This window comes from Streptomyces sp. NBC_00354 (genome assembly GCF_036106915.1).
In the GTDB taxonomy this organism is placed as follows: Bacteria; Actinomycetota; Actinomycetes; order Streptomycetales; family Streptomycetaceae; genus Streptomyces.
On the sequence record NZ_CP107983.1, the window covers coordinates 2,864,176 to 2,880,123 of the forward strand.

The window sequence follows — 15,948 nt, forward strand, 5'->3', positions numbered from 1 at the left end:
GGGTGCCGTCCCCGGCGGCAGCCCGGAGAATGGGTGGTAACGCTCGCTCGCCGGCCGCCCGCCGGGCAACCGTAAGCGCATGGCCGGCCCGAGGAGGTCAGCCATGCACAGCAAGCACAAGACGTACGTCGCGTCGGCCGCGGCCGTGGTCCTGGCGTTCGGGGGCCCGGTGGCGGCCGCCGCCGCACACACGGCCGACGCGGCGAGAACCGCCTCGGCGGCCGCTTCGGCGCGCGCCGACGTGGACGCAGAGGGGGCCGCGGCCGCCGCGCTGAAGAAGTACCCCGGTGTCGTGGAGTCCCTCGACAAGGACGACGCCGTCTGGCACGTCGACATCATCGGCAAGGACGGCAAGCACGCGGAAGTGACGGTCGACTCCCGCAGCGGCAAGGTGTTCACCGACAACGCGGACGACGACAGCGACGGCGACAGCGGCGGGAACAAGGAGCTGCTCGCCGCGAAAGTCACCGCCCAGCAGGCGATGAAGGCGGCCGTCGCCGCCCACCCCGGCCAGGTCTGGTCGGTGGAATGGGACGACGATGACGACAACGGCTCCCGCTACTGGAACGTCGAGGTCAAGTCCGGCGGCAAGACCACGAACGTCCACGTCGACGCCACGACGGGCAAGGCGACGGTGTCCGGCTCGGACTCGGACGGCGACGACAACGACGACGACTGACGCGCGCCGGTCCGCGGGTTCCGATGCGGACCGGATCGGGCGCCCCTAGACTGGCGAACGCCCGGATTACCCCGATCTTCGAGGGAGTGGCGTCATGGCCAAGCGCGGCAACAAGAAGCGAGCACGCAAGAAGAAGAAGGCGAACCACGGCAAGCGTCCCAACGCCTGACCGGTCGCCCCGCAGACGTACGAGAGCCGCGCCCCGGAAGAACCGGGGCGCGGCTCTCGCGTGCGTACGCCGTTACGGAGGCGGCCGCGGGCCCTACGCGGGCCTGCGGCCCGCTCAGGCCTCCGTGAGCGTCGCCAGGAGCGTGTCCGCGGCCGCGTACGGGTCCAGCTCGCCGGCCGCGACCCGGGCCGCCAGGGCGTCGAGGTGGGCGTCCCCGTGTACGTCCGCCATCCGGGCCCGCAGGGACGTCACCGCGATGGTCTCCACCTCGCGCGCGGCCCGGGCCGTACGGCGGTCGGCCAGCACCCCGCGCTCGTCCATCCACGCCCGGTGCTTCTCCAGGGCCTCGACCAGCTCGTCGATGCCCTGGCCGCGGGCCGCGACCGTCTTCACGATCGGCGGCCGCCAGTCCTCCCGGCCCCGTGCCTCGCCCAGCCCCAGCATGTGGTTCAGCTCCCGGGCGGTCGCGTCCGCGCCGTCCCGGTCCGCCTTGTTCACCACGTACACGTCGCCGATCTCCAGGATGCCCGCCTTCGCGGCCTGGATCCCGTCGCCCATCCCGGGGGCCAGCAGCACCACCGAGGTGTCGGCCTGCGAGGCGATCTCCACCTCCGACTGCCCGACCCCGACCGTCTCGACCAGGATCACCTCGCAGCCGGCCGCGTCCAGCACCCGGATCGCCTGCGGGGCGGCCCAGGCGAGGCCGCCCAGGTGGCCGCGGGTGGCCATGGAGCGGATGTAGACCCCCGGGTCGGAGGCGTGGTCCGACATCCGGACCCGGTCGCCGAGCAGCGCACCGCCGGAGAACGGCGAGGACGGGTCGACGGCGAGGACGCCGACCCGCTTGCCGGCCTTGCGGTACGCGGAGACCAGCGCCGAGGTCGACGTGGACTTGCCGACGCCCGGGGATCCGGTCAGGCCCACCACGTACGCCCCGCCCGTCAGCGGGGCCAGCGCTGCCATCACCTCGCGCAGCTGCGGGGACGCCCCCTCGACCAGCGAGATCAGCCGGGCCACCGCCCTCGGCCTGCCCTCACGCGCCTGGGCCACCAGCTGGGGGACGTCCACCGTCATACGTGCTGCGCTCCTCGGTTCTCGCTGCGGTTTACCGCTACGGCTGCTTCTGCGGGCTGTGCCGGTTAAGGAACCCGGATGATCAGGGCATCGCCCTGGCCGCCGCCGCCGCACAGTGCGGCCGCGCCGACCCCGCCGCCCCGGCGCTTCAGCTCCAGCGCGAGGTGCAGCACCACGCGGGCGCCGGACATGCCGATCGGGTGGCCCAGGGCAATGGCGCCACCGTTGACGTTCACCCTTTCCGGGGTCACGCCGAGGTCCTTCATTGACTGCACGGCGACCGCCGCGAAGGCCTCGTTGATCTCGATGAGGTCCAGGTCGGAGACCTCGAGGCCCTCCTTCTTCAGGGCGTGCAGGATCGCGTTCGACGGCTGCGACTGCAGCGAGTTGTCCGGACCCGCCACGTTGCCGTGGGCGCCGATCTCGGCGATCCACTCCAGGCCCAGCTCCTCGGCCTTCGCCTTGCTCATCACGACCACGGCGGCCGCGCCGTCGCTGATCTGGGAGGAGGTGCCGGCGGTGATCGTGCCGTCCTTCGCGAAGGCCGGGCGCAGCTTGCCGAGGGACTCCACCGTGGTCTCCGGGCGGATGCCCTCGTCCTGGGAGAAGACGACCGGGTCGCCCTTGCGCTGCGGGATCTCGACCGGGGTGATCTCGGCCTCGAAGACGCCGTTCTTCTGCGCGGCGGCGGCCCGCTGGTGCGAGGCGGCGGCGAACTCGTCCTGCGGGGCGCGCTCGATGCCCAGGCGGGTGTTGTGCTTCTCGGTGGACTCGCCCATCGCGATGTTCTCGAAGGCGTCGGTGAGGCCGTCGTAGGCCATCGCGTCCAGCATCTCGATCGCACCGTACTTGAAGCCTTCTCGAGACTTCGGCAGCAGGTGCGGGGCGTTGGTCATGGACTCCTGGCCGCCCGCGACCACGATGTCGAACTCGCCGGCGCGGATCAGCTGGTCGGCCAGCGCGATCGCGTCGAGGCCGGAGAGGCACACCTTGTTGATGGTGAGCGCCGGCACGTTCATGGGGATGCCGGCCTTGACGGCGGCCTGGCGGGCGGGGATCTGGCCCGCGCCGGCCTGCAGCACCTGGCCCATGATCACGTATTGCACCTGGTCACCGGCGATGCCGGCCCGGTCCAGCGCGGACTTGATGGCGAACCCGCCGAGGTCGGCGCCCGAGAAGGACTTCAGCGAGCCGAGCAGCCGCCCCATGGGCGTGCGGGCCCCGGCGACGATCACTGACGTGGTGTTGTTCGTTCCGGACATGGAGCACAGCCCCTTGAAGATGAGGAGTGAACGAGGGTTTACCTGAATGTACTGAGCAGTACCCGCGCCGTCACCGGGCAGTCGGTGTGATCGCTGGCACGTTGCGTGACCACCCTCCTCGGCGGTGCACTGGTCCCATGCTGACAAGAATCGACCACATCGGGATCGCCTGCTTCGACCTGGACAAGACCGTCGAGTTCTACCGTGCCACGTACGGCTTCGAGGTGTTCCACTCCGAGGTCAACGAGGAGCAGGGCGTGCGCGAGGCCATGCTCAAGATCAACGGGACCTCCGACGGCGGCGCCTCCTACCTCCAGCTCCTCGAGCCGACCCGCGAGGACTCCGCGGTGGGCAAGTGGCTGGCCAAGAACGGCGAGGGTGTGCACCACATCGCCTTCGGCACCGAGGACGTCCTGGGCGACTCGGAGGCCATCCGCGGCAAGGGTGTCCGGGTCCTCTACGACCAGCCCCGCACGGGCTCGATGGGCTCCTCGATCACCTTCCTCCACCCCAAGGACTGCCACGGAGTCCTCACCGAACTGGTCACCTCCAACCCCGACCATTGATGGACCACTGATGGCCCGATTCCCCGGCCGGTAGAGTGGCCATGGCTCGGCCGGGGTTCGGTGCGGAGACGGGGTCGGGGCCTGTGATCCCTGCCCCGGTATCTGACACCATTCCCCGGGGGCGTCGTTCAGCGGGCGAGCGATGCTCAATTGGGAGTGAGCTTGCGACCAGGGGACGGATGGGACCGCGCTGTGCGGGGCTACGAAAGCCAGGAGAGCCATCAGGCTGAAGCCGACCATCTCTCGCGCTTCGAAGCCGAGATGGAGCGGCTGAAGAAGGAGCGCGGGAAGGCCGTCCAGCACGCCGAAGACCTCGGGTACCAGGTCGAGGTGCTGCGCGCCAAGCTCCACGAGGTACGCCGCAATCTGGCGTCCCGCCCCGCCTACGACGGCGCGGACATGGGCTACCAGGCGGAGCAGCTGCTCCGTAATGCCCAGATCCAGGCCGACCAGATGCGCTCGGACGCCGAGCGCGAGCTGCGCGATGCCCGGGCGCAGACCCAGCGCATCCTGCAGGAGCACGCCGAGCACCAGTCGCGCCTGCAGGCCGAGCTGCACGCCGAGGCCGTCAACCGCCGCCAGCGCCTGGACCAGGAGCTCAACGAGCGCCGCCAGACCGTCGAGGCGCACGTCAACGAGAACGTCGCCTGGGCCGAGCAGCTGCGCGCCCGTACGGAGTCCCAGGCCCGCCGGCTCATGGACGAGTCCCGCGCCGAGGCCGAGCAGTCCCTGAACGCCGCCCGCGCCGAGGCCGCACGCGTCGCCGAGGAGACCCGGCGCCGGCTGGCCGCCGACGCCGAGGCCGCCCGTGCGGAGACCGAAGCCACCCTGCTGCGCGCCCGCAAGGAGGCCGAGCGGCTGCTGACCGCCGCCTCCTCGCAGGCCCAGGAGGCCACCGAGCACGCGGAGCGGCTGCGTACGAGCACCTCCGCCGAGGCCGAGCAGACCCGGCAGCAGACCCTCGACCTCGGTCGGGTCGCCGAGCAGCGGGCCCAGGAGGCCGACGGCGCCCTGCGCTCCGCGCGCGCCGAGGCCGAGAAGCTCCTCGCGGACGCCAAGGAGAGCTCCGCCCGGCAGCTCGCGTCGGCGGAGTCCGTCAACGAGCAGCGCACCCGCACCGCCAAGGAGCAGGTCGCCCGGCTGGTCGGCGAGGCCACCAAGGAGGCCGAGGCCCTCAAGGCCGAGGCGGAGCAGACCCTCGCCGACGCCCGCGCCGGCGTCGAGCGGCTGCGCGCCGAGGCCGCGGAGCAGGCCCGCGCGGCGGCGGCCGAGGACACGGCCGCCCAGCTGGCGAAGGCGGCCCGCACGGCCGAGGACGTACTGAACAAGGCCTCGGAGGACGCGCGGGCCACCACCCGCGCCGCGTCCGAGGAGGCGGAGCGGATCCGCCGCGAGGCCGAGTCCGAGGCCGACCGGCTGCGCCTGCAGGCGGCCACCACGGCCGACGAGCTCAAGGGCGCCGCGAAGGACGACACCGAGGAGTACCGGGCCCGGACCGTCGAACTCCAGGAGGAGGCCCGGCGGCTGCGCGGCGAGGCCGAGCAGCTGCGCGCCGAGGCCGTCGCCGAGGGCGAGCGGATCCGCGGCGAGGCCCGCCGCGAGGCGGTCCAGCAGATCGAGGAGGCGGCCCGGACCGCCGAGGAGCTGCTGGGCAAGGCCAAGTCGGACGCGGACGAGCTGCGCGGCGGGGCGAGCGCCGAGAGCGAGCGGGTCCGGGCCGAAGCGGTCGAGCGGGCCACCACGCTGCGCAAGCAGGCCGAGGAGACCCTCGAGCGGACCCGCACCGAGGCGGAGCGGCTGCGCGGCGAGGCCGAGGAGCAGGCGGAGGCCGTGCGGGCCGAGGCCGACGCGGCGGCGCGTGCACGGCGCGAGGAGGCCGAGCAGGCCGTCGCCGCGAAGCGGGCGGAGGCCGACGAGGAGCTCGTACGCCTGCACTCGGAGGCCGAGAGCCGGCTGGGCACGGCCGAGCAGACGCTGCGCGACGCCCGCGGGGCGGCGGAGAACATCCGCCGGGAGACCACCGAGGAGATCGACCGCCTGCGCGCCGGGTCGGCGGAGCGGATCCGCAACCTCCAGGCGCAGGCGGAGGCGGAGGCCGACCAGCTGCGCACGGACGCGGCGGACGACGCCGGGCGGGCACGGGCGGAGGCCGAGCAGGTCGCCGTACGGCTGCGCAGCGAGGCGGAGTCCGAGGCGGAGCGGGTGCGCATCGAGGCGCAGGAGACCGCGGACCGGCTGCGTGCGGAGGCCAAGGCCGCCGCCGAGCGGGTCGCCGCGGAGGCCGCCGAGGCGCTGGCCGCCGCACAGGAAGAGGCCGCCCGGCGCCGCCGGGAGGCCGAGGAGACCCTCGCGTCGGCCCGGACCGACGCGGACAGCGAGCGGGCCCAGGCCCGCGAGCAGAGCGAGGAGCTGCTGGCCGCGGCCCGCAAGCGCTCCGAGGAGGCGCAGGCCGAGGCGGCCCGCCTGACCGAGGAGGCGGAGCGGCGCGCCGCGGAGCTGGTGTCGGCGGCGGAGACCACCGCCCAGCAGGTACGCGACTCCGTGGCCGGTCTGCACGAGCAGGCCGAGGAGGAGATCACCGGGCTGCGCAGCGCCGCCGAGCACGCGGCGGAGCGTACGAAGACGGAGGCCGAGGAGGAGGCTGCGCGCGTCCGCGCGGACGCCTACGACGAGCGCGAGCGGGCCACCCAGGACGCCAACCGGATCCGCAGCGAGGCGCGTTCCGAGACGGACGCGGCGAAGGCGCTGGCCGAGCGCACGGTCGGCGACGCGATCGCCGAGGCGGAGCAGCTGCGCAGCGACACCGCCGAGTACGCACAGCGGGTGCGTACGGAGGCGACGGACGCGCTGGCCGCGGCCGAGCGCGACGCGACCCGTACCCGGGCCGATGCACGTGACGACGCGAACCGGATCCGCGGCGAGGCGGCGGAGTCCCTGGAGTCCTCGCGCACCGAGGGCGGCCGGATCGTCGCCGAGGCGACGGCGGAGGCCGAGCGGCTCACCGAGGAGACCCTGGCGGCCAACGCGGCCACCGTCGGCGAGGCCACCGCGGAGGCGGAGCGGATCACCGCCGAGGCGGCCGAGGCGGCCGACGCCACCCGCACCGAGGCGGCGGGCACCCTGGACGAGGCGCGCTCGGAGGCCAACCGGCTGCGTACCGAGGCCGCGGAGCAGGCGGACCGGCTCATCACCGAGGCCGCGTCCGAGGCGGAGCGGCTCACGGACGAGACGCGTTCCGCGAACGAGGCGACGGTCGGCGAGGCGACGGCGAAGGCCGAGCGGCTCACCCGGCAGGCCACCGACATGCTGGCCGCGGCCGAGCGGGATGCGACGCGGATCCTGGTCGACGCCCGCAACGAGGGCGACCGGCTGGTCGACGAGACGCGTGCGGCCAACGAGGCCACCGTCGGCGAGGCAGCGTCGGAGGCCGAGCGGCTGCGCACGGAGGCGGCGCAGACCCTGGACGACGCCCGCGCGGAGGGCGGCCGGATCATCGGCGAGGCCACCGCGGAGGCGGACCGGGTCACGGTCGCGGCGAACGAGACCCTGGCGAGCGCCGAGCGGGAGTCCGAGCGGACCCTCGACGAGGCGCGCGCGGAGGCGGGCCGGCAGCGCAGCGAGGCCGCCGAGCAGGCGGACCGGCTCATCACCGAGGCGGCGTCCGAGGCGGACAAGCTCACCGAGCAGACCCGCAAGGACAACGAGCGCACGGTCGGCGAGGCCCAGGCCGAGGCCGAACGGCTGCGTGCGGAGGCGTCGGAGGCCCTGGCCTCGGCGCAGGAGCACGCGACCCGTACCCGGTCGGAGGCCGAGCGCGTCAAGGCCGAGGCGGCGACCGCGGCGGAGCGCACCCGTACGGAAGCCCGCGCGGAGTCCGAGCGGCTGCTCGACGAGGCCCGCGAGGAGGCCAACAAGCGGCGCAGCGAGGCTGCGGAGCAGGTGGACCGGCTCATCACCGAGGCCGCGTCCGAGGCGGACAAGCTCGCCTCCGATGCCCGGGCGCAGGCCCTGGCCGCCACTACGGCGGCCGAGGAGCAGGCCGACGCGATGGTCGACGCGTCCCGCAAGGAGGCCGCGCGGATCTCCTCGGAGGCGACGGTCGAGGGCAACTCCCTGGTGGAGAAGGCCCGTACGGACGCGGACGAGCTGCTCGTCGGGGCGCGTACGGACGCCGCTGCCATAAGGGAGCGGGCGGAGGAGCTGCGCTCCCGCGTCGAGGGCGAGGTCGAGGAGCTGCACGAGCGGGCCCGCCGGGAGTCGGCCGAGCAGATGAAGTCGGCCGGCGAGCGCGTGGACAAGCTGGTCCGGGCGGCGACCGAGCAGAGCGTCGAGGCCGAGGCGAAGGCCAAGGCGCTGGTGTCGGACGCGAGCAGCGAGGCGAGCAAGGTCCGGATCGCGGCGGTGCGCAAGGCCGAGGCGCTGCTCAAGGAGGCCGAGCAGAAGAAGGCCGAGGTGACCCGGGAGGCCGAGAAGGCCCTCACGCAGGCGAAGGCGGAGGCGGAGCGGCTGGTCGACGAGGGGCGCCGTGAGCTGGAGGTCCTGGTGCGCAGGCGCGAGGACATTCAGGCGGAGATCTCCCGTGTCCAGGACGTTCTTGAGGCGTTGGAATCATTCGAGGCGCCTTCGGGTGGCGGAAAGCCCGCGGTCGGCGGCCAGGGCGCGGGGGGCGTGAAGGCGGGGGCTGCTGCGGGTTCCACTCGTACGGGTGGCAAGTCGTCGGAGGGCTAGTCAGCGAGCGAGATGTGTGTTCCTGATGAAGGTTCAGGCGAACGAGTGACAAGCATTCTGCCGCCTTGCCACTCAAAAGGGGTCTCATTGTCCAGATCAATCGTGGATTGACTCGAAGACACGCCGCTTCGGCGCCTAGGATTCCCCTAACACCTCACGTAGCACCTCATCGGTCTCATTCGACAGGAACCCCATGAGCGACACTTCCTCCCCCTTCGGCTTCGAGCTCGTGCGGCGTGGTTACGACCGCGGTCAGGTGGACGACCGCATTACCAAGCTGGTCTCCGACCGCGACAGCGCCCTTGGACGTATCAACTCTCTGGAAAAGCGGATCGAGGAGCTGCACCTCGAGACGCAGAACGCCCAGGCGCAGGTGAGCGACGCCGAGCCGTCGTACGCCGGTCTAGGCGCCCGGGTCGAGAAGATCCTGCGCCTGGCCGAGGAGGAGGCGAAGGACCTGCGCGAGGAGGCCCGTCGCGCGGCGGAGCAGCACCGCGAGCTCGCCGAGTCGGCTGCCCAGCAGGTCCGCAACGACGCCGAGTCGTTCGCCGCCGACCGCAAGTCGAAGGCGGAGGACGAGGGCGTCCGCATCGTCGAGAAGGCCAAGGGCGACGCTTCCACCCTGCGCGCCGAGGCCCAGAAGGACGCCGCCTCCAAGCGCGAGGAGGCCGACGCCCTGTTCGAGGAGACCCGCGCCAAGGCCGCGCAGGCCGCCGCGGACTTCGAGACCAACCTGGCCAAGCGCCGCGAGCAGTCCGAGCGCGACCTGGCCTCGCGTCAGGCCAAGGCCGAGAAGCGCCTCGCGGAGATCGAGCACCGCGCCGAGCAGCTGCGCCTGGAGGCCGAGAAGCTGCGTACGGACGCCGAGCGCCGCGCCCGCCAGACCGTGGAGACCGCGCAGCGCCAGGCCGAGGACATCGTCGCCGACGCCAACGCGAAGGCCGACCGCATCCGCAGCGAGTCCGAGCGCGAGCTGGCGGCGCTCACCAACCGCCGCGACTCCATCAACGCCCAGCTGACCAACGTCCGCGAGATGCTGGCGACGCTGACCGGTGCGGCCGTCGCGGCGGCCAACCCGATCGTCGACGACGAGCCCGTCACCCGCGGCGTTCCGGCGCAGCAGAGCCGCTAGTACGCCGGGCAGTTCGCCGGCGGTCGACCTGTCGGCCACTCACCCGCTACTCGCCGGTAGCGAAATGCCCTGCCCGAGGGCCCTGTGTCACCTGTTTGAGGTGGCGTGGGGCCCTCGGGCGTTCTAGCGTGAGCCGCATGATCGAGCTTGAGGGCCTTACCAAACGATTCGGCGCGAAGACCGCCGTGGACCACCTCAGCTTCCAGGTCAGACCGGGGGTGGTGACCGGCTTCCTCGGCCCCAACGGGGCCGGGAAGTCCACGACCATGCGCATGATGCTCGACCTCGACAACCCGACCAGCGGTACGGTCCGGATCGACGGGAAGCACTACCGGGACCTGCCGGAACCGCTGAAGCACATCGGGGCGCTGCTGGACGCGAAAGCCATGAACGGCGGCCGCAGTGCATACAACAACCTTCTCTGCCTTGCCCAGTCGAACCGGATCCCGGAGAGCCGGGTGGCCGAGGTACTGGATCTTGTCGGGCTGACGCCCGTCGCCAAGAAGAAGTCGAAAGGATTTTCGCTTGGCATGGGCCAGCGGCTGGGAATCGCCTCTGCTCTGCTGGGCGACCCGGAGATCCTCATGTTCGACGAGCCCGTCAATGGTCTGGACCCGGAGGGAATTCTCTGGATCAGGAATCTGATGAAGGGGTTGGCGGCAGAGGGAAGGACGATCTTCGTCTCCTCCCACCTGATGAGCGAAATGGCGCTGACCGCAGACCATTTGATCGTCATCGGCCAGGGAAAGCTGCTGGCCGATATGTCTATGGCTGATTTCATTCACAAGAACTCGCGCAGCTACGTCCGGCTGCGCTCGCCGCAGCAGGAGCGGCTCAAGGACCTCCTGCACGAGGCCGGGATCGACGCGATCAGCGTCCCGGCCACCGGCACGCTGGAGATCGACGGGGTGGCCGCGGAACAGCTCGGCGAGCTGGCCGCCCAGCACCAGATCGTGCTGCACGAACTCAGCCCGCAACGGGCTTCACTGGAGGAAGCGTTCATGCGCATGACGGCGGACTCCGTCGAGTACCACGCCCACGCGCCGGGCACCCCGGGCATGCTGCCCGGGCCCGGCTCGGCGGCCGACAACCCGGCCCGGCCGGCCGACGTCCCCGCGTGGGGCGCCGGTTACGAGGCGACGCGCAAGGGCGGCGAGTGACCATGTCCTCCTTCCCCGCCGTTCTCCGGTCCGAATGGACCAAGATCCGTACGGTCGCCTCCACCAGCTGGACCCTGGCCACCGCGTTCCTGATCACCGTCGCCATCGGTGCCGGGCTGTGCGCCGCGGTCAACGCGACCTTCGAGGACTTGCCCAAGGACCAGCAGGTCACCTTCGACGCCACCCAGATGAGCTTCTCCGGGATGCTCCTGGGTCAGCTGGCGATCCTCGTCTTCGGGGCGATGGTGGTCGGCAGCGAGTACAGCACGGGCATGATCCGCACCTCCCTCGCCGCCGTACCCCGGCGCAGCAGCCTGATGCTCGGAAAGGTCACCGCCGCGGCCGCCCTGGCATTGGTCGTGGGCCTGGCCACCGGCTTCGTGTCCTTCTTCCTCGGGCAGGCGATCCTCGGCGACCACAGCATCGGGCTGGGCGGGGAGAACGTCCTGCGCGCGGTGATCGGCGTCGGCCTCTACATGGCGCTGCTCGCCCTGTTCGCCATCGGCGCGTCGATGATGCTGCGGAACACGGCTGCCTCGATCGCGATCCTGATCACCTTCGTCCTGATCCTTCCCATCGTCCTGAGCGTGGTCGACGCCACCCGCAAGATCGCCTACTACCTGCCCAGCCAGTCCGGCGCCGCGATCATGCAGACCGTGCCCGCGGGCAGCTCTGACGCGCCCTACGGGCCGTGGGGCGGTCTCGGGATCATGGCGCTGTGGGTGCTGGCCGCCGTACTCGGTGGCTACCTGGTGCTGAAGAAGCGCGACGCCTGACGGATCGGAGCGAACGGACGTCCGTCCTGTGACGGACGTCCGTCGTACTACGGGTCATCCCCGGGTCGGAGTCAGGGTCAGCTCAGGGATCCGGTCCGGGGTGGAACCGTAGGCGACTCGATATCCTCTTAACCCTTACGCGGACGAAAGCCGTCCGGTCCTGGCAAGGGGCAGAGCAGAGGCAGAGCAATGATCGAGGCTGTCGGCCTGACCAAGCGCTATGGCGCCAAGACCGCCGTCGACCAGCTGTCCTTCCAGGTCAGGCCGGGTCACGTGACGGGATTCCTGGGGCCGAACGGCTCCGGGAAGTCCACCACCATGCGCATGATCCTCGGCCTGGACCGGCCCACGGCAGGCCGCGTGACGATCAACGGCGTGCCCTTCCGGCAGCTGCCGAACGCCCAGCGGCACGTCGGGGCCCTGCTCGACGCCAAGGCCATGCACGGCGGCCGCCGGGCCCGTAGGCACCTGCTCTCCGTCGCCCAGCTCTCCGGCATCCCGGAGAAGCGGGTGGACGAGGTGCTCGCCGTGGTCGGCCTCCAGGACGTCGCCGGCCAGCGTACGAAGGGCTTCTCGCTCGGCATGGGCCAGCGGCTCGGCATCGCCGCCGCCCTCCTCGGCGACCCCCAGGTGCTGCTGTTCGACGAGCCGGTCAACGGGCTCGACCCCGAGGGCATCCTCTGGGTCCGCACCCTCATGCGCCGGCTCGCCGCCGAGGGCCGCACGGTGTTCGTTTCCTCACACCTGATGAGCGAGATGGCGCTCACCGCCGACCACCTCATCGTGATCGGCCGGGGGCGGCTGCTGGCCGACATGGGCACCCAGGAGTTCATCGCGCACAACTCGGCCGGATTCGCGCGGGTGCGCGCGGCCGACAATGATCACGATGGCCGGGATGCACTGGGTTCGGCCCTGACCAAGGCGGGCGGCCGGGTCCTCCAGGAGCCCGACGGGGCACTGCGCGTGACCGGCCTGGAGCTGCCCCGCATCTCCGACCTCGCGCACGAGGCCGGCGTACGGCTGTGGGAGCTGTCCCCGCACCGGGCCTCGCTCGAGGAGGCCTACATGCGGATGACACAGCCCGCCGTGGAGTACACCTCCACCGACGACCCGCGCGCCGAGCTGTGGGAACCGGAGCCTCTGAGCGTCCCCGCCTGGGAGGACGAGCTCCCGGCCCCGGAGGTGCCGCAGACCGGCTTCTTCGCTCCCCCGCCGCCCGGGGCGGGCGGGCAGCCCTTCCTGATGCCCAGCAGCCCCGGCGAGCTCGCCGGCACCCCGCAGAACACCCCGACGGACACCCGCAAGGACACCCGATGACCGGCCCCACGAGCACCGGCTCCACAAGCACCGCGGACGGGCCGAAGAGCTACACCTCGCCGCTCCCGACGCCCCGGCCGCACCTCGGCCACGCCGTGGCCTCGGAGTGGACGAAGATGATCTCGGTGCGCTCGACGGTGTGGACACTCGGCTCGCTGGTGCTGCTCGTCGTCGGCGTCGGACTGTTCGCCGTCTCCGAGACCCGTTCCGCCGACTACCAGGACGTGCCGCTCACGGCGCCCGCGCTGTTCGGACTGCTGGTGGGCCAGGTCTCCGTGATGGTGCTCGGCATCCTGACGATCACCTCCGAGTACGGCACGGGGCTGATCCGTACGACCTTCACCGCCGCCCCCGACCGGGCCCGGGTGCTGACCGCGAAGTACCTCGTCTTCTCCACCGTCGCCTTCCTGACCGTCACCGGATCGGTGGCGGTGGTCGGGCTGGCCTCCGCGATCCTGCGGGGCGGCACGGCCGCCGGGTCGCACGGCGGCCACGAATGGGTCGCCGCCCTGGTCGGCTGCCTGTACGTCACCCTGCTCGGCGTGCTGGGCCTGGCGATCGGGGCGATGCTGCGGCACTCCGCCGGAGCGATCGCCGTGATGCTGGGGCTGGTCACGCTGCCGCCGGTGATAGGGGGGATGCTCAGCATGTGGGAGACCATGGCCCCGCTCGGCCGGGCCGTGCTCCAGTACAACGCCCCGGTCGCCCTCATGCAGCTGTACGGCCTGCCGAACAACGACACCGCCAACCTGCCGGGCAACGCGGCGCAGCTGCTGATGATCCTGCTGGTGACGGGGGCCGCGGTGGCGGGCTCGTACGTGGTGGTCGGCCGCCGCGACGTCTGAGCCGCCGCGGCCGCTGGTACTGCGGCTTCTAGTACTTGGGAGCGTTCCTGGACCGCTGCACCCGCGAGGTGCGGCGGTCCTTCGCGTTCCAGCAGGCCTTGTGCCAGTGCCTGCGGTCGTCCACGCCGCCGTACTCCGGCCAGGCCACCAGGTGCGGGGTCCCGGAGGGGATCTCCTGGTCGCAGCCCGGGCAGCGGTAGCGCTTGCCCGCCGCGCTCGCGCCCGCGACGTGCCGGACCTTCCACTCCTCGCCCTGGTACTCCTCGGTGCGCTCCAGCCCGTACCGGTCGAGGCCGGTGCCAGGGCGTTCGTCCGGAGTCTCGCCGCCCCTGGGGCGGTTGTGGCGCGGTGACACGTATACCTCACGGATGGGCGGACGGCAGTGACTTTCTCCCAGACTACGCGCAGCGAGGCCGGGTACCCGCAGGGTGGCTCACAGAGTCAACGCGATGACGTCGACTGGCCTGACTATCCCAATAACTTTCCTTTCAGGCCGTGCCTTTGGCACGTGTCAGACGTTGTTGCCATCGGATGAACCGGTCCACCTGGGGGAGGCCGCGTCAGCCACGAGGAGGTAAAGGCGATGCGCGTAGGAGCGTTTGTACTGGCGGCCCAGTTCCCGGGCCAGGGGCAGGGGGAGGCGCTGCACCGGGCGGTGCGGACCGCCGAGGTGGCCGAGGAGGCCGGGCTCGACTCGGTCTGGCTCGCCGAGCACCATTTCGTCCCGTACGGGGTCTGCCCGTCGGCGGTGACCCTGGCGGCGCTGCTGCTGGGGCGGACGCGGCGGCTGCGGGTGGGCACGGCGGTGAGCGTGCTGCCCAGCACGCACCCGGTGGCCCTCGGGGAGCAGGCGGCGCTGCTGCACCTGACCTCGGGCGGCCGTTTCACCCTGGGGGTGGGCCGGGGCGGGCCCTGGGTGGACCTGGAGGTGTTCGGCGGCGGCCTGGAGGCCTACGAGAAGGAGTTCCCGGAGGGCCTGGACCTGCTGCGGCGCTGGCTCACCGAGCCGCGGGTGGCGGCTGCCGGCGAGCGGTACGGGTTCCGCGAAGTGGCCGTCGTACCACGCCCGTCGGAGGCGCTGGACGGGGACGGATCAGGGCCGGAAGTGATCGTCGCCTGCACCTCCCCCGCGTCGGTACGGCTGGCCGCGGAGCGGGGGCTGCCGATGCTGCTGGGCATGCACTGCGGGGACGAGGACAAGGCGGCCATGGTCGCGCTGTACCGGCGTACGGCCGCGGCGGCGGGCCACTGCCCGGACGCCCCGCACGTGTCGGCGGGCGTGTGCCAGCTGGCGGACCGGACGGCCGACGCCCGCGAGGCCCTGCTGAAGGCGATGCCGGGCTGGCTGAAGCAGGGGCTGGACGCGCACGTGACGGTCGACGGCCGGGAGCGCGCGATGCGGGACCCCGTCGCCTACACCGAGCTGCTCTGCGATCTGCACCCCGTGGGCACCCCGCGGCGGGCGGCGAACCGGCTCGCGGCCACGGCCGAGCGGACGGGGATCACGCGGTTCGCCCTGCTGACGGAAGGGTCCGGGGATCTCGCCGCGACGGAGGAGAACGTACGGCGCCTCGGCGCCGAGGTCCTGCCCCGTCTCGGCTGAGGCTGCCGCTCCGGTATCAATGGCACCTCCCGCGATACGGAGCGGCAGCGAAGTACGGTCGTGCGGGTCCTGCATGTCATGCGGTTCGTACGGTTGGTCAGCAGTCCCGGAGCTCGGGCGACTGGTTGAGCAGCTGGCCGCGGATCGAAGTGAACTTGGCCAGCCGGTCGTCCGAGGAAGGATCCAGCGGGAACACGGCCACACGGTGGCAGTTCTGGAATGCCAGGCGCACCCCGAAGTGCCGCTGCAGCGCACCACGTATCGCGTCACTCGCGAGAGCGCGCAGCAGCTGGCCACGCGCCTGCTCGTCGGGCGGCGGCGTCTGGTTGTCGGCGAACTCTCCGCCGTCCACCTTCAGCTGTGCCACCAGCGAGCTGATCATCTCCCACGCGAAGGGCAGGGAGGTCCGGACGCAGTCGACGAAAGCGGCTTCGTCGACCTCGCCTCGCTCGGCCTGTTCGAGTAGGGCCGGTGAGACGTCGAGCGACATGGGTTCTCCTCTCGCGACCCCGGCGGTTTGGGTTGCCGGAGTCTTACGGGCAGGGACGGAGGCGGCGACGCAGCGTGCACGCTCCGCAACCTCCTGCTCACCACGGTAGGCGCCCCATGGGTGGCGCACCAGGAGAATGCGCATACA

14 protein-coding genes are annotated in these 15,948 nt (G+C 72.0%); 10 read left to right on the forward strand and 4 right to left on the reverse strand.

Translation table 11 applies throughout. The features are described from left to right. Nucleotides 1-103: 103 nt before the first annotated feature. Both OHT74_RS12475 and OHT74_RS42135 read left to right on the forward strand, forming a co-directional pair. The gene (locus tag OHT74_RS12475) at nt 104-679 is read left to right on the forward strand and encodes a PepSY domain-containing protein (RefSeq protein WP_328620270.1); all 576 of its coding nucleotides are present in this window, start codon (nt 104-106) and stop codon (nt 677-679) included. Nucleotides 680-773: 94 nt separating this feature from the next. After that, a complete protein-coding gene (locus tag OHT74_RS42135) occupies nt 774-848 on the forward strand; it encodes a 50S ribosomal protein bL37 (RefSeq protein ID WP_099895366.1) in 75 nt (24 codons plus the stop codon). 114 nt (nt 849-962) lie between these two features. Here OHT74_RS42135 and meaB read toward each other — a convergent pair whose 3' ends face one another. Together meaB and OHT74_RS12485 are read right to left on the reverse strand one after the other, a co-directional pair. Continuing rightward, the gene (gene meaB, locus OHT74_RS12480) at nt 963-1,922 is read right to left on the reverse strand and encodes a methylmalonyl Co-A mutase-associated GTPase MeaB (protein ID WP_266663644.1); all 960 of its coding nucleotides are present in this window, start codon (nt 1,920-1,922) and stop codon (nt 963-965) included. A 65-nt stretch (nt 1,923-1,987) separates the two neighbouring features. Then, entirely contained in the window at nt 1,988-3,184 is a 1,197-nt protein-coding gene (locus OHT74_RS12485; RefSeq protein WP_266625368.1) for an acetyl-CoA C-acetyltransferase, read from the reverse strand. 137 nt (nt 3,185-3,321) lie between these two features. Here OHT74_RS12485 and mce point away from each other — a divergent pair, with 137 nt between their 5' ends. The 7 genes from mce (at nt 3,322) to OHT74_RS12520 (ending at nt 13,708) form a co-directional block, all read left to right on the forward strand. After that, nucleotides 3,322-3,750 carry a methylmalonyl-CoA epimerase gene (mce, locus tag OHT74_RS12490; RefSeq protein WP_030153803.1) on the forward strand — a complete coding sequence of 143 codons (429 nt, stop codon included), beginning with the start codon at nt 3,322-3,324 and terminating at the stop codon, nt 3,748-3,750. A 192-nt stretch (nt 3,751-3,942) separates the two neighbouring features. Continuing rightward, on the forward strand, nt 3,943-8,478 hold the full coding sequence (gene scy, locus OHT74_RS12495) for a polarized growth protein Scy (protein WP_328620271.1): 4,536 nt from the start codon (nt 3,943-3,945) through the stop codon (nt 8,476-8,478). A gap of 193 nt (nt 8,479-8,671) precedes the next feature. Beyond that, on the forward strand, nt 8,672-9,610 hold the full coding sequence (locus OHT74_RS12500; RefSeq protein WP_030153801.1) for a cellulose-binding protein: 939 nt from the start codon (nt 8,672-8,674) through the stop codon (nt 9,608-9,610). Between the two features lie 137 nt (nt 9,611-9,747). After that, nucleotides 9,748-10,770: an ABC transporter ATP-binding protein gene (locus tag OHT74_RS12505; RefSeq protein ID WP_266663650.1), complete on the forward strand. Its 1,023-nt coding sequence runs from the start codon at nt 9,748-9,750 to the stop codon at nt 10,768-10,770. Nucleotides 10,771-10,772: 2 nt separating this feature from the next. Beyond that, nucleotides 10,773-11,546: an ABC transporter permease subunit gene (locus OHT74_RS12510; protein WP_266999637.1), complete on the forward strand. Its 774-nt coding sequence runs from the start codon at nt 10,773-10,775 to the stop codon at nt 11,544-11,546. Between the two features lie 189 nt (nt 11,547-11,735). Further along, nucleotides 11,736-12,863: an ABC transporter ATP-binding protein gene (locus OHT74_RS12515; RefSeq protein ID WP_328620272.1), complete on the forward strand. Its 1,128-nt coding sequence runs from the start codon at nt 11,736-11,738 to the stop codon at nt 12,861-12,863. Beyond that, complete coding sequence (locus OHT74_RS12520) at nt 12,860-13,708, forward strand: ABC transporter permease (protein WP_266663656.1); 849 nt, start codon at nt 12,860-12,862, stop codon at nt 13,706-13,708. Before OHT74_RS12515 ends, OHT74_RS12520 begins: the two co-directional genes overlap by 4 nt. 28 nt (nt 13,709-13,736) lie before the next feature. Here OHT74_RS12520 and OHT74_RS12525 read toward each other — a convergent pair whose 3' ends face one another. Then, nucleotides 13,737-14,063, reverse strand: coding sequence for an ATP/GTP-binding protein (locus OHT74_RS12525; RefSeq protein ID WP_266663658.1), 327 nt, complete (start codon nt 14,061-14,063; stop codon nt 13,737-13,739). 228 nt (nt 14,064-14,291) lie between these two features. Here OHT74_RS12525 and OHT74_RS12530 point away from each other — a divergent pair, with 228 nt between their 5' ends. Beyond that, nucleotides 14,292-15,311 (forward strand): LLM class flavin-dependent oxidoreductase, encoded by a 1,020-nt coding sequence (locus OHT74_RS12530; RefSeq protein ID WP_266663660.1) that lies wholly within the window; start codon nt 14,292-14,294, stop codon nt 15,309-15,311. Nucleotides 15,312-15,408: 97 nt separating this feature from the next. On the opposite strand, the gene OHT74_RS12535 is transcribed toward OHT74_RS12530, so the two are convergent. Then, nucleotides 15,409-15,801 (reverse strand): SCO5389 family protein, encoded by a 393-nt coding sequence (locus OHT74_RS12535; protein WP_030153794.1) that lies wholly within the window; start codon nt 15,799-15,801, stop codon nt 15,409-15,411. Nucleotides 15,802-15,948 lie beyond the last annotated feature (147 nt).